9 protein-coding genes are annotated in these 13501 nt (G+C 75.0%); 2 read left to right on the top strand and 7 right to left on the bottom strand.

The genetic code is table 11. From position 1 onward, the window contains the following. Positions 1-19: 19 nt before the first annotated feature. Positions 20-982, top strand: coding sequence for a hypothetical protein (locus tag O2W18_RS03250; protein ID WP_269186132.1), 963 nt, complete (start codon positions 20-22; stop codon positions 980-982). Positions 983-998: 16 nt separating this feature from the next. On the opposite strand, the gene O2W18_RS03245 is transcribed toward O2W18_RS03250, so the two are convergent. The 7 genes from O2W18_RS03245 to O2W18_RS03215 form a co-directional block, all read right to left on the bottom strand. Next, positions 999-2282, bottom strand: a complete 1284-nt coding sequence (locus tag O2W18_RS03245) for a mechanosensitive ion channel family protein (RefSeq protein ID WP_269186131.1) — start codon at positions 2280-2282, stop codon at positions 999-1001. Between the two features lie 117 nt (positions 2283-2399). Next, positions 2400-3317: a MazG family protein gene (locus O2W18_RS03240; RefSeq protein WP_269186130.1), complete on the bottom strand. Its 918-nt coding sequence runs from the start codon at positions 3315-3317 to the stop codon at positions 2400-2402. Between the two features lie 4 nt (positions 3318-3321). Further along, positions 3322-4314, bottom strand: coding sequence for a peptidylprolyl isomerase (locus O2W18_RS03235; protein ID WP_269186129.1), 993 nt, complete (start codon positions 4312-4314; stop codon positions 3322-3324). 46 nt (positions 4315-4360) lie between these two features. After that, positions 4361-7906 (bottom strand): transcription-repair coupling factor, encoded by a 3546-nt coding sequence (mfd, locus tag O2W18_RS03230; RefSeq protein WP_269186128.1) that lies wholly within the window; start codon positions 7904-7906, stop codon positions 4361-4363. 115 nt (positions 7907-8021) lie between these two features. Further along, positions 8022-8480: an adenylyltransferase/cytidyltransferase family protein gene (locus tag O2W18_RS03225; RefSeq protein WP_269186127.1), complete on the bottom strand. Its 459-nt coding sequence runs from the start codon at positions 8478-8480 to the stop codon at positions 8022-8024. 180 nt (positions 8481-8660) lie between these two features. After that, positions 8661-9239 (bottom strand): arsenate reductase/protein-tyrosine-phosphatase family protein, encoded by a 579-nt coding sequence (locus tag O2W18_RS03220; protein WP_269186126.1) that lies wholly within the window; start codon positions 9237-9239, stop codon positions 8661-8663. Continuing rightward, positions 9236-10798 carry a polysaccharide biosynthesis tyrosine autokinase gene (locus O2W18_RS03215; protein WP_269186125.1) on the bottom strand — a complete coding sequence of 521 codons (1563 nt, stop codon included), beginning with the start codon at positions 10796-10798 and terminating at the stop codon, positions 9236-9238. Before O2W18_RS03215 ends, O2W18_RS03220 begins: the two co-directional genes overlap by 4 nt. Before the next feature lie 245 nt (positions 10799-11043). Here O2W18_RS03215 and O2W18_RS03210 point away from each other — a divergent pair, with 245 nt between their 5' ends. Continuing rightward, entirely contained in the window at positions 11044-13440 is a 2397-nt protein-coding gene (locus O2W18_RS03210) for a hypothetical protein (protein WP_269186124.1), read from the top strand. Positions 13441-13501 lie beyond the last annotated feature (61 nt).

The following is a 13501-nucleotide window of genomic DNA, read 5'->3' as shown; positions in this document are numbered from 1 at the left end:
CCTGGGACGATGGCCGGCGATGACTCCCCCGCGCCCGCTCCGCCGGCACCGGCGCGCCGTCCGGCAGCTGCTCCTCGGACTGGTCCCGGTGCTGGTGGTGGGGGTCGCCGTGCTGGTCGCGCTGGCGCTGCGCCTGTCCGACGTGCAGGCCCCGCTGGCCGCCGCCGACCGCACCGCGACCGCGACGGTCACCGCTGCCGGCACCGGGCCCGAGGGCCGCGGGCTGGACGTCTCCTTCCGCGACGACGCCGGCCGGGAGCGCAGCGGCACCCTGGTGCTCGACGAACCGCTCGACGTGCCGGTCGGTGCCGAGCTGACGGTGCAGCACCCGTCGGCCGCCCCCGCGGGCGACCCGGTCCGCGTGTACACCGACGGGGACGCCGCCCACGCCGCCGTCGGGGACGTCGTCTTCGGCCTGGCCGCCACGGTCGTGGTGCTGGTCGCCGTGGCCGCGCTGACCCTGGCCCGCCTGCTCAGCCGCCCGCGGCTGCGCTCCAGGCCGGCCAGCACGGTGACCGCCACCCACGTCGTCGGGAACCAGGGGCTGCTGATGCGCAGCTGGCTGGAGCTGGAGACGCCGGCCGGGCGGCGCTGGCTGCCCACGCACTGGGCCCCGGAGCTGGACCGGCTGCCCCCGGGCAGCCGGGTCGAGGTGCGCGGCGACCCGGCCCGGGCCCGCCTCGTGCTGCCGGTGCTCGACGGCGCCGAGGTGTGGCCGTCGGGGCGGCTGCGCAGCCAGGAGCCGAGCGGTGGCGTGCGGCAGGCGCCCGTCGTCCCCGAGGCCGGCGAGGTGGGGCTCGCCCGGCAGGCGCGGGCGGATGGCGTCCTGCCCTTCCTCGCCCCGGTGCTGGGCCTGCTCTGGGCCTACGTCGACAGCAGCGGTCTGGCGGGCTTCGCCGTGGCGACCGCGCTGTCGGCGGCGGTGCTGTTCTGGGTCCCCCAGCTGCTGGGCTCGGACCCGCAGGCCACCCGCCAGGGCTGAGGGAGGACCCCGATCGTCAGGCGAGCGGCTGCTCGCGGGACTCCTCGTCGGCCCGGGCCCGCTCGGCCAGCTCGGCCTCGCTCGGGCCGGTGAAGGCCCGGGAGCGTTCCCGCGCCTCCTGGCTCCCGGTGAACAGGCCGGACTGCGGACCGGCCGGCCGGGTGCCGCCGTCGACCACGGCCGGCCGCCGCGTCGGTGCGGTGTCCGGGCCGGCGACGCCCTCGTTGCGCACCTTCGGCAGCGCGGTGGGGTGCTCGCGCTGCAGCCACACGACCAGGCCCTCGCGCACGTGGCAGCGCAGGTCGAACAGGGTCGGGCCGTCCTTGGCGCTGACCAGCACCCGGACCCGCACCACGGCCCCGACGGCGTCGGTCACCTGGAGCACCACCACCCGCTCGTCCCACAGCTCGTTGCCCACCACGAGCCGGTCGAGCTCGGCGCGCATCCCCTCCAGGGGCACCGTCCAGTCGACGTCCAGCTCGACCGACCCGAGGACGGCGGACTCCTTGCGGGTCCAGTTCTGGAAGGGCGTCGTCGTGAAGTGGGTGGAGGGCAGCACCAGCCGCCGGTCGTCCCAGACGTGCACCACGACGTAGGTGAGCGTGATCTCCTCGATCCGGCCCCACTCGTCCTCGACCACCACGACGTCGTCGACCCGGATCGCGTCGGTGAACGCCAGCTGCATCCCGGCGAACACGTTGGCCAGCGAGGTCTGGGCGGCGAGCCCGGCCACCACCGACAGCACCCCGGCGCTGGCCAGGATGCTGGTGCCGGCCGCGCGGGCCGCCGGGAAGGTCAGCAGCATCCCGGCGATCGCCAGCACCGCGATCACCGCCACGGTCAGCCGGCGGATCAGCGTGACCTGGGTGCGCACCCGCCGGGCGTGCCGGTTGTCGTCGACGTCGACGTCGTAGCGGGTCAGCGCCAGGTCCTCGACGACGAACGCGGCGACCGCGATCAGCCAGGCCACCACGGCGATGAGCGCCAGCCCGAGGACCCGGACGACGACGTCGCGCCAGTCGCCCACGCCGGGTGCGGCGTCCAGCACCAGCGTGACCGCGAGCAGCACGAGGAGCACCCGCAGCGGCCGGCGCCCCCGCCGGGAGAGGTCGGCCGCCACCGGCGAGGACCCGGCGAGCCGGCGCACCAGCGCCCCGATCGCGACGGCGACCAGCCAGGCCACCAGCGCGGCCCCGGCGACCACCAGCAGCAGCAGCCAGGTGCTCCGGGGCAGCACACCCGAGACGACGCCGTCGGCGGCGAGCGGGGACGGGGTGGTCGGGAACGCGGTCAGCGGCACGCGGCAGGAGCTCCTTCGTCGGCGGGGCGGGCGACCGGCCACCCCCTCGGCCGGTCGCCGTCCACGCTAGGGGCCGGGCCGGGCACCCGCGTCGCCCGGTGACCCGGACGGGGCAGGTCAGCCGCGCGCGTGGGCGGCCGCGTCGAGCTCGTCGGCATAGCGGCGGACGGCGGTGCGCAGCGCGTCCTCGGCGTCCCACCCGCGCTGCCGGGCGGCGACGACCAGCCCGAGCAGCTGCTCCCCGAGCTCGGCGGGGTCCGCGGCGGTCAGCTCGGCGGCCGGCGGGGTGGGCAGCCCGGCCCGCGCGGCCCGCCCGGCCAGCGCCGCCCCCCACGAGCCGGCCGGCTGCGAGCGCGACACCCCCTCGGTCGGCGAGCGACGCTGCTTCTCGGTCTTCTTGATCTCGTCCCAGCCCCGCTCCACCGCGGCGACGTCCCGGGGGCCGGCGTCGGAGAAGACGTGCGGGTGCCGGCGGACGAGCTTGTCGACCAGGTCACCGGCCACGTCGTCGACGTCGAAGCGCCGGCCCGGCTCCGCCTCGGCGGCGACCCGGGCGTGGAAGGCCACCTGGAGGAGCACGTCACCGAGCTCCTCGCGCATCGCGACCGGGTCGTCGTCGACGATCGCGTCGTAGGCCTCGTGCGCCTCCTCCAGCAGGTAGCCGCGGAGCGAGGCGTGCGTCTGCTCGGCGTCCCAGGGACAGCCGCCGGGCGAGCGCAGCCGGTCCATCACGCCGACGACGTCCAGCAGCCGTGCGCCGGGCGGCTCCGGCGCGCCCGCCACCCGCGGGACGCCCTCCCAGCCGGCGGCCTCCTCCGGGGTGGCCAGCAGGACGGCGCCGGGGCCGGCCGCAGCCGCCGCATCCGGGTGGGGGACGTCGGTGACCGCGATCCCCTCGGCCCGCAGCACCGCCGCGGTGGTGCCGGCGCCGGGCAGGGCGAGCACCTCCGGGGCGGCGGTGACGGCCCGCCAACCGGCGGGGGCGAGCAGTCCGGGCAGGCGGGGGCTGACGGTGACGAGGAGCGCGACAGGCACCCGCTCAGTCTCCGGCAACCCCGGCGGCCTCCTCGCGGGCGTCCTCCAGCAGCTGCACCACACCGCCGTCGGCGGCGACGACCTGGCCCGCCTCCAGCACGCCGAAGCGCGGGTTGACCACCAGGTCGAGGTCCTCGCGCACCTCGGTCACCAGCGCGATGCCCGCCTCCGCCGCCTCGGCCGCAGCCGCCGCTGCCAGCTGCGGGCGCAGCTCCTCGAACGTCGGGACGGAGACGTCGCGGACGAAGCCGACCACCACCCCGCCGGCCTCCGGCAGCGCCAGGGTGAACCCCTGCCCGGCGGGCGTCGCCGCGATCGGCGCGGCCAGCACATCCGGCAGGTCGGCCGGCGCGCGAGGTTCGATCTGCGGCAGCGTGTTGGGCCCGGCGTACCGGGCGGCCAGGGCCGGGTAGCCGGCCGGGTCGGCGGTCAACTGGGCCAGCACGGCGTCGGCGGTGGCCTGGTCGGGCACGGTCACCAGGCCGAGCTCGACCTGCGCGAGCCCCGCCCGCACCTCCTCGTAGCGCTCGCGCAGCGCCGCCTCGGAGAGCTCGGCGAGCCCGGCCGCGACCGCGGCGCGCTCGCGGATCATCTGCTGGCGGACGTTCTGCACCACGTCGGCCTCGTTGACGCCCTGCTGCTGCGCCACCTGCGCGAAGACCGCCTCCGGGTCGGCGCCACCCAGCAGCTCGGTGATCCGCTCCCGCACGTCGGCGTCGGACACCTCGACGTCCCAGCGCCGGGCGACCTCCTCGTGCAGCTCCCCGCCCACCTGCAGGGACAGCACCTGCCGCATGTAGCCGACCTCGTCGGCAGCGGCGTAGGCGGCGATGGCCGGGTCGGCGAGCCGGGTGTCGACGGCCTCGTCCAGCTCGGCGACGGTCACCTGCTCCTCGCCGACGTAGGCGGCGACGTCCGGGGACGTGCGGCACCCGGCGAGGCCACCCACCCCGGCGACACCGACGAGCAGGACGGCGAGGAGTCTGCGGCGCGGCACGGCGCGAGCGTCCCACACCGGGTGTGACCCACGCCGCAGCCCGCGCTCAGGAGGCGACGGCGACCGGTTGCTCCAGGACCGACGTGAGGAGCGCGTGCAGCTTCTCCAGCAGGGCGACGTCGCGCAACGGGGTGCGGCGGTCCGGACCCACCGGCACCTTGATCGACACCGTGCGGACGGCGTCCTTGTAGGTGGCCCCCTCGGCGAGCCGGGACAGCTTCATCACCTGGGACTCGCGCAGCTCCACCGGCCCGACCCGGACGTTGCGCCCCTGCATCGACACCTCGGTGACCCCGAGGTGTCGCATGGCCGCGCGGAACCGGGCCACCGCCAGCAGGTTGAGCACCGGGGCCGGGGCCGCGCCGTAGCGGTCGGTGAGCTCGTCGAGCACGGCCTGCGCCTGGTCGTCGTCCTGCACCGAGGCCACCTTCCGGTAGGCCTCCATCCGCAGCCGCTCGCCGGGCACGTAGTCGTGCGGCAGGTGCGCGTCGACCGGCAGGTCGACCCGGACCTCGGCCGGCTCCACCGCCGGGGACTCCCCCGTCGCCTGGGCCCGGTAGTCGCTGACCGCCTCGCCGACCAGCCGGACGTAGAGGTCGAAGCCGACCCCGGCGATGTGCCCGGACTGCTCGCCGCCGAGCAGGTTGCCCGAGCCGCGGATCTCCAGGTCCTTCATCGCCACCGCCATGCCGGCGCCGAGGTCGGTGTTGTGCGCGATGGTGGTCAGCCGGTCGACCGAGGTCTCGGTGAGCGGCCGGGACGGGTCGTAGGTGAAGTAGGCGTAGGCCCGCTCCCGGCCACGGCCGACCCGGCCGCGGATCTGGTGCAGCTGGGAGAGGCCGAAGGTGTCGGCCCGGTCGACGATCAGGGTGTTGGCGTTGGGGATGTCCAGCCCGGACTCGACGATCGTGGTGGCGACCAGGACGTCGTACTCCTTCTCCCAGAAGCCGACCATGATCCGCTCGAGCTCGTGCTCCTTCATCTGGCCGTGGCCGACCGCCACCCGGGCCTCGGGCACCAGGTTGCGGATCTTCGCCGCCGCCTTGTCGATCGACTGCACCCGGTTGTGGATCACGAACACCTGGCCGTCGCGGAGCAGCTCGCGGCGGATCGCCGCGGCCATCTGCTTGTCCTCCCAGGCGCCGACGTAGGTCAGCACCGGGTGCCGCTCCTCCGGCGGGGTGAGGATCGTGGACATCTCGCGGATGCCGGTGAGGCTCATCTCCAGGGTGCGCGGGATGGGGGTGGCCGACATCGACAGCACGTCGACCGCCGTCCGCACGCTCTTCAGGTACTCCTTGTGCTCGACGCCGAAGCGCTGCTCCTCGTCGACGATGACCAGCCCCAGGTCCTTGAACCGGGTGGTGGGCTGCAGCAGCCGGTGGGTGCCGACCAGGACGTCGATCTCGCCGTCGGCCAGCTTGCGCAGCACCTCGTCGGACTCGGTCTTCGACTGGAACCGGGAGAGCACCGCCACCGTCACCGGGAACTGGGCGAACCGCTCGGAGAAGGTCTTGAAGTGCTGGTTGGCCAGCAGCGTCGTCGGCACCAGGACGCCGACCTGCTTGCCGTCCTGCACGGCCTTGAACGCCGCGCGGACCGCGATCTCGGTCTTCCCGTAGCCGACGTCTCCGCAGATGATCCGGTCCATCGGCACCGGCTGGGCCATGTCCGCCTTGACCTCGTCGATCGCGGCCAGCTGGTCGGGCGTCTCGGTGAACGGGAAGGCGTCCTCCAGCTCGCGCTGCCAGACGGTGTCGGGCCCGAAGGCGTGGCCCTTGGACGCCATCCGCGCGGAGTACAGCCGGATGAGCTCCGCGGCGATCTGCTTGACCGCCTTGCGGGCCTGGTTCTTCGTCTTCTGCCAGTCCGCACCGCCGAGCTTGGAGAGCGCGGGCGCCTCGCCACCGACGTAGCGGGTCAGCTGGTCCAGGGAGTCGGTGGGCACGAACAGCCGGTCCGGCGGCTGGTTCCGCTTGCCGGGCGCGTACTCGACGATCAGGTAGTCACGCTGCCCGCCGTGCACGGTGCGGCTCACCATCTCCACGTAGCGGCCGACGCCGTGCTGCTCGTGCACCACCAGGTCACCCGGCTGGAGCTGCACCAGGTCGACGGCGTTGCGCCGGCGGGCCGGCATCTTGGTGGCGTCCTTCATCGAGGTGCCGCGCTGGCCGGTGAGGTCGCCCTCGGTGAGCAGCGCCAGTCCCACGGCCGGGAAGGTGAAGCCGGCCTCGAGGTTGCCCTGGGTGATCAGCGTCGGCCCCGCGGTCGGCGCGGTCTCGATGCCGGGCACCAGCCGGGCACCCAGGTCGGCCTCGGTGAGCTGGTCGGCCGCACGCTGGGCGGGGCCGGGGCCGGCGAAGGTGAGGGCGACCCGCCAGCCGTCGCGGCCCCAGCTGCGCAGCTGGTCGAAGGCGCGGGCCTGGTCGCCGTGGAAGCGCTCGACCCCGGTGGCGTCCAGGGTGACGTGCTGGTCGTCGTCGTCCGGGGAGAGGGTGAAGGCGCCCGTCGTCCACCAGGGCAGGCCCCTGGTCCGCGCGGCCGCCTGGACGTCGGCGAGGTCCTGGAAGGAGGAGGCGCCCAGGTCGATCGGCGCCTGGCCGGCCTCGGCCGCGGTCTGCCAGGAGGCGGCGAGGAACTCCTCGGCGGTGCGCACCAGGTCGGCGGACCGGCTGCGCACCCGCTCGGGGTCGCAGACCAGCACGTGGGTGCCCGGTGCCACCAGGTCGGTCAGCAGCTGCATCTGGTGTCCACCGATGAGGGCCGGGATCAGCGACTCCATCCCCTCCACGGCGATGCCCTCGGCGAGCTTGCCGGCCACCTCGGCCAGCTCCGGGTGCTCGGCCGCCAGCTGGACGGCGCGGGCCCGGACCTCTGCGGTCAGCAGCAGCTCCCGGCACGGCGCGGCCCACAGCCGGTCGGGCCGCTCGTCCAGCGACCGCTGGTCGGCGGCGGAGAAGTACCGCAGCTCGTCGACCTCGTCACCCCAGAACTCCACCCGCACCGGGTGCGGTTCGGTGGGCGGGAAGACGTCGAGCAGGCCACCGCGGACGGCGAACTCCCCGCGCTTCTCGACCAGCTCCACCCGGGTGTAGGCGGCGTCCGAGAGCGCCTGGGAGACGGCGTCGAGGTCGGCGCTCTGACCCGGTGCCAGCTCCACCGGCACCAGGTCGCCCAGGCCCGGGGCCAGCGGCTGCAGCACGCTGCGCACCGGGGCGACCAGGACGTCGACGGTGCCGTTCTCGCCGGGGTGGGTCAGGTCGCGCAGCACGGCCAGCCGGCGGCCGACGGTGTCGGGGCGGGGGCTGAGCCGTTCGTGCGGCAGCGTCTCCCAGGCGGGGAAGACCTCCACCCGCCGGTCGGGGAGGAAGCAGCGCAGCACCGCGGCCAGCGCGTCGGCGTCCCGCTCCCCCGCGGTGACCACCAGCACCGGCACGTCGGCGCCGGGTGCCGGGGCCGCCAGGGCCGCCGCCACCAGCGGCTGGACCGGCGGCGGGGCGGTGACGGTCAGGTCGGCCGTGCCGGCCCTGCCCACCACCGAGGCAACGCCGGCGTCGGACAGGACGACGTCGAGCACGCCGCGCAAGCTCACGGGGGTCACTCCAGTTCCTGGGGCCGCACCACGTCCGCTGCAGAGCAGAGCGCGCCGGGTGCGCGCGGGGGCCGTCGTCCAGGTTAGTCCTGGTGGCGGCGGGGCGCGGCGTCGCTCAGGAGCTCAGGGCGCGGGCCCTGCGGCCCACCGGCTCCTGGGCGTCGATGGCGGCCAGCGCCTTGCGCAGGATCGTGCTGGAGGTGTGCACCGTGTACGGGAAGTACTGCACCTCCACACCGACCGCGGCGAACTCGCGCTCGAGCTTCCGGCCCTTGGCGGTGCCCCGCCAGTCGTCCCCCTTGAAGAGGACGTCGAACCGCACCTCGCGCCAGGTGTCGATCTTCTCCGGCACCACCTCGGCGTGCACGTCGTCGACGAAGCGCAGGTTGCGCACGATCTCCATCCGCTCGGCCAGCGGGACCACCGGGAGCCGGCCCTTGGCCTGCAGCAGCATCTCGTCCGACACGACGCCGACGACGAGCCGGTCGCAGTGCTCCGCGGCGTGCCTGAGGACGTTGAGGTGCCCGATGTGGAACAGGTCGTAAGCCCCGGGGGCGTAGCCGATCACCGTCATGAGCTCTCCTCCACCGTGCCGCTGATGCCCTCGTGACGCTAAGGGCCCGACGTCACGGAAAGTGAGAGCTGCGCCGAACAACACCCGATGAGGCGACACATGCGCAGGCCAAGCCACCCGTTCGTGCTCACACACGGTGACACGAGAGGCTCCTCCGCGCCGCTCGCCGGGGCGGCCCGACTACGACAGGCCGACGACGGACACCAACGTGGCGACCGCCTGCTCGATCTCCCTGGTGGCCCGCGCGTAGTCCGCGGGACGCCCGCCGTACGGGTCGGCGATGTCGTCATCGGGCCCCGCAGCACGGGCACTGCGGAACCGCGGCGCCTCGGTCGTCCCGGCGTGCAGCCGCTGACGCGTCGACGCACCGGTGACCCGCCCGCGACCGGCAGCCAGCACGGTCAGGGCCGTGAACTCCTTGAGGGTGAACGTCCGCCGGACCGCGGCGGGCACCAGGGCCACGAGCTGAGCACGCTGCTCCCGCGTCATGGTGAGGACGAGGTCCGAGCCGCGCACCACCTCCGGGGTCACCTGCCGAGCCTGGAAGCCGGTGACGGGCACCGGCAGCGTGCGTGCCATCTCCGGCGCGATCGCGCTGCCCACCCGAGCGGTCAGGCCGGCGCTGGCCACCTCGACGTCGGTGGCCGCGGCCAGCCCCACACGGAGCAGCGCCTCGGCGGCCGGGGACCGGCAGATGTTGGCCGTGCACACGAGCAGCACCGTGAACGAGGCACTCCCGGCCCGGACGTCCACCGTCACCGTCGGCCGCTCATCCGGCGACGCGCGCCGGCCAGCCCACGCGCCGGTGGTCGAACACCGCCCGTGCCGACCAACGCAGGCTCACGGCCACCCGCGGCAGCTCCGGTCGGGCCGCCCAGCGTCGCCTCCGCGGACCGGGGAGCCGGCGCGGCCGCAGTGCCGTGCAGGGGGACCGGAGCCACCAGCAGGTCGGCGTCCGCGGCCTCCCGGTACTCGTACACCCGCTCGTCCCGGTCCACCTGGTTGAGCACCAGACCGAGCACCGTGGCACCGACCCGCTCCAGGACCTGGAGGCTCTCCACCACCTGGGGCCGGCGTGCCCTGGTCGCGTTGACCACCAGCACGGCACCGTCGGCCGCGCGCGAGAGGATCGCCCCGTCGGCGACGGGCAGCAGGGGCGCGGTGTCCAGGACGACGTGGTCGTAGTCCGTCCGCAGCACGCGCAGCAGCCCGGTCATGGCCGGCGACCCGAGCAGCTCGGCCGGATTGGGGGGCAGCGGACCCGAGGTGAGCACCTGCAGGCCGGACATCCCCCAGTCCTGCACGACCTCGGCCGGCGCCGCCCGACCCAGCAGCACCGTGGTGAGACCCGCCGAGCCCTCCAGCCCGAGCATCTCCGGCACGGACGGACGGCGGAGATCGGCATCGACGAGGAGCACCCGGGCACCGGTCTCGGCCAGCGCCGCCGCGAGGTTGGCCGCCACCGTGGACTTGCCCTCGGCCTCCAACGAGGACGTGACGACGAGGACACGACCACCGCTCCCCGTCTCCCCGCCGGTCAGCGCCGGGAGGTCGAGGAACTGCAGGTTGGTGCGCAACTGCCGGAAGCCCTCGGCCTGGGGCCCACGCGGCTCGGTCTCCATCACGACCCGGCGCCTCGTGCGGCCGTCGTACGCGCCGATGGTCCCGATCACCGGGTGCTCGGTGAGCTCGGCCAGGGTGGCGGCGTCGCGGACCCGGTTGTCCAGGGCGTTCCTCGCCCAGACCCAGCCCAGTCCCGCCAGGAACCCGACGGCCAGCCCGGTGGCCAGGTCCAGCGGCGTGTTGGGCGTGGCGGCCGAGCGCGGCACCTCGGCCGGGGCCACGGTCGTGGCCCGCACGGTCGGCTCGCCGTCGGCCCCCTCGGGGGCGAGCCGCTCCACGGTGTCCGACAGCGTGCCGACGACCGCGTCGGCGATCCGAGCGCTCTCCGCCGGCGAGGAGCCGGTGGCGGTGACCTCGACGATCACCGTGTCGACCGGCGCGGACGCCTCCACCTGCCGAGCCAGTGCGGGTGCCGTCGTCGCCAGCTCCAGCCGGTCGATGACCGGCTGGAGGACGACCGGGGTCGTCGCCAGCCGGGCGTAGGACGTCACCTGGTCCTGCGTGTACGTCGACCCCTGGACCAGGTCGGCCGCGGAGTCCCCGTACTGCAGGGAGAAGAAGACGCTCGCGGTGGCCCGGTAGGTGCGCTCGGCTGCCAGCGACCAGCAGAGCCCGGCCAGTACGCCGACCACCGTCAGAGCAGCGATGACCCGCCACCCGGCCCGCACGATCTCGGTCAGACTCCGGGATCCCATTGCCGTCCCCCCATCCCGCGGTGGACGCGAGCCGTCGACTGGTGCGCACCGCGGTCATCCGGGTGGCCACCTCGGTCCGAGCTCAGCTACGGACCCCGCGAGTCTCGTCCGCCCGGCGGCCGCGTCGCCCGGCCGGACGGGGGCGCTCACCCCATCGGGTCACCCGCCGCCCCTCTTTCGGCCGACGCACCTGTCCGGGGCGCTCGGACAGGGAAGATCGCGGCCGAGGGAGAGGAGGTCGCTCGGTGCAGCCGAAGGACTATGTCAGCGCTGTGTACCGCTGCTGGGCGAGCGTCCTGGCGGCGGCAGCCGTCGGCGGCGGGGCGTCCTTCCTCCTGGCGTCCGTCGCCCCGCCCGTCTTCCACGCCGAGGCTGCCGTCTTCGTCTCCGTGAACCGCGCCGAGACCCCCAACACCCTCGGCTACAGCTCGCTGGTCGACGATCAACTGCTCCCCTCGCTCGCGGCGGCGGCCACCTCGCCCGCCATCCTGCAGTCGGTGATCGACGACCTCGAGCTGACCGCCGGACCCGGTGAGCTCGCCCGCGCCGTCGACGTCGAGGTCCTCCCGGACACGTCGGTGCTGCAGATCGGCGTGGACGCGGCCGACCCGGCCCGGGCCGCGCGCATCGCGACACGGGTGGGTGCGGAACTGGAGGAGCTCACCCCGACCCTGTACGCCGGGTCGGGGGGGTCCGTCCTCGACGTCACCACCATCTCCCCGGCGAGAGAACCCCGGTACCGAGCGTCTCCGGACACCCGCCGCCTGACCGCCCTCGGGATCGTGCTGGGCGGCGGGACCGCCGTGCTCGCCTTGGGCCTGGCCGAGGCCCTCCGCCCGCGGGTGCGCACCGCCGGCGACGTCTCCGCGACGACCGGGCTGCCCGTCCTCGCCGAGGTCCACCGCCGGGCCCGGAGGTGGCCGGTCGACCGGAGGACCAGGCGCGACGAGCGAGCGGCCAGTCTGGAGCGGGTCGCCGGGCTGCTCCGTGCGCTGCCGGACCTCCCACCGGGCACCGACACTCGCGTCGCCCTCGTCGGGACCGGGCCGGGATCGACCGAGCTGGCTCGCGACCTGGACCGGGCCGCCGTCCGCGGTGGCACAGCCAGGATCGTGCCCGTCCCGACGGTCGCCGGGTTCGCGCGCAGCGGTACGGACCTCGCTGGGGTGCTGGTGGCCACGGACAGCCGCCGGACCACCCGCCGCCAGCTGGAGCGGGTGGTGGCCGCGGTGTCGGCCTCTCCGGTGCCGCTCCTGGGCATCGTGCTCGACCGCCGGCCTGCTCCCCGCGCCGGCCGGCTCGCCCGTGCGGCTGCCGTGCTCCGCGGAGAGGACCTCCGGGCACCGGCCCGCTCGGTGGCCGGCGTGCCCCGCAACGGGGTCGTCCGCTCGACCCGGGTCACCGCCGTGGTCGCTCTGCTGGCCACCGGCCTCGCCCACGACCTCCCTGCGGCGACGAACACGACCCTGCTCGCAGCAGTCCTGCTGCTGCCGGTGTGGATCGGGGTCCTCCGGCGGTCCCGCGGCGCGATGGTGATCGCCACACTGACCGGGCTGGCCCTCCTGTCCGGCCTGCTGCTGGCCGGCTGGTCCAGCGTGGACCACGACTTCGCCCCGCGGGAGGCGGCCGAGACCAGCTTCCAGGTGCTGGCAGCCGTCGGTGCCATCGGCCTGGTCCTCTGGGCCCGCACCGTGCTGCCCTTCCCGGCCGTCGGCGTCGCCTACGGCCTCGGCCAGTTGGCGAGCGGGCTCATGGACGCGTCTGCATCGGACAACGCCTACAAGTTCGAGCTCTCCCTGCCCCTGACCATCACGGTGCTCGCCCTGGCCAGTGCCCATCGACGCCCGGGGGTGACGATCGCCGCCCTGGCCGGTCTCGCCCTGCTCGACATCGCGCACGACGCACGCAGCGCCTTCGGTTTCTGCGTCATGGCCGGCGCCCTCGTCCTGTGGCAGGCCCGGCCGACGACCGGACGACAGGTCAGGCCGCTGGCGACCGCGGGCCTGCTCGCGATCATGGCGGTCGGCGCGTACAGCCTGATGCGCCAGCTGTTGGTCTCCGGCGCGCTGGGCGCCGCGGTCCAGGCCCGCACCATCACCCAGATCGAGCAGACCGGGACGCTGCTGCTCGGGGGCCGCCCGGAGTGGACCGCGACCTGGGCGCTCATGCACCAGCACCCTCTGGGCTTCGGGCTCGGCACCGTGCCCAGCGCCGCCGACATCGCCCTGGCCAAGGCGGGCTTCGCCGTGACCCACATCCCCAGCGGCGAGGGGTACATCGAGAACTACATGTTCGCCGGCCGGTTCGAGCTGCACTCGATCGTGGCCGATCTCTGGTCGAACGCGGGTCCGGTCGGGCTGCTCCTGGGGCTGGTCATGGCCGCCCTGCTGATCCGGAGCTCCGCCCAGCTGCTGAGCCGGCGGGAGGCGTCGGGGCTGACGTGCTTCCTCCTGCTGATGAGCCTCTGGTACCTGGCCTTCGGTCCGCTCCCGGCCAACCTGCCCGACGTCGCGCTGGCGCTCGGCCTGGTCCTGCCGCTGCGGAGGACCGCGGACCGCGCCGTCCGGGGCCCGGGCACCGTCCTCCGGCCGAGCTCCACGGACCGGGCCGCCGAGGTCGATCCGGTACCCGTACGGGTGTAGCCACGGAGCCACGCCGGCGCCCGTGGCGATGCACCTGGACGGGCACGCCGCGAGACCGCTG

This window comes from Modestobacter sp. VKM Ac-2983 (assembly GCF_026967885.1).
Classification (GTDB): Bacteria; Actinomycetota; Actinomycetes; order Mycobacteriales; family Geodermatophilaceae; genus Modestobacter.
This window is presented reverse-complemented; position numbering and strand designations above follow the sequence as displayed.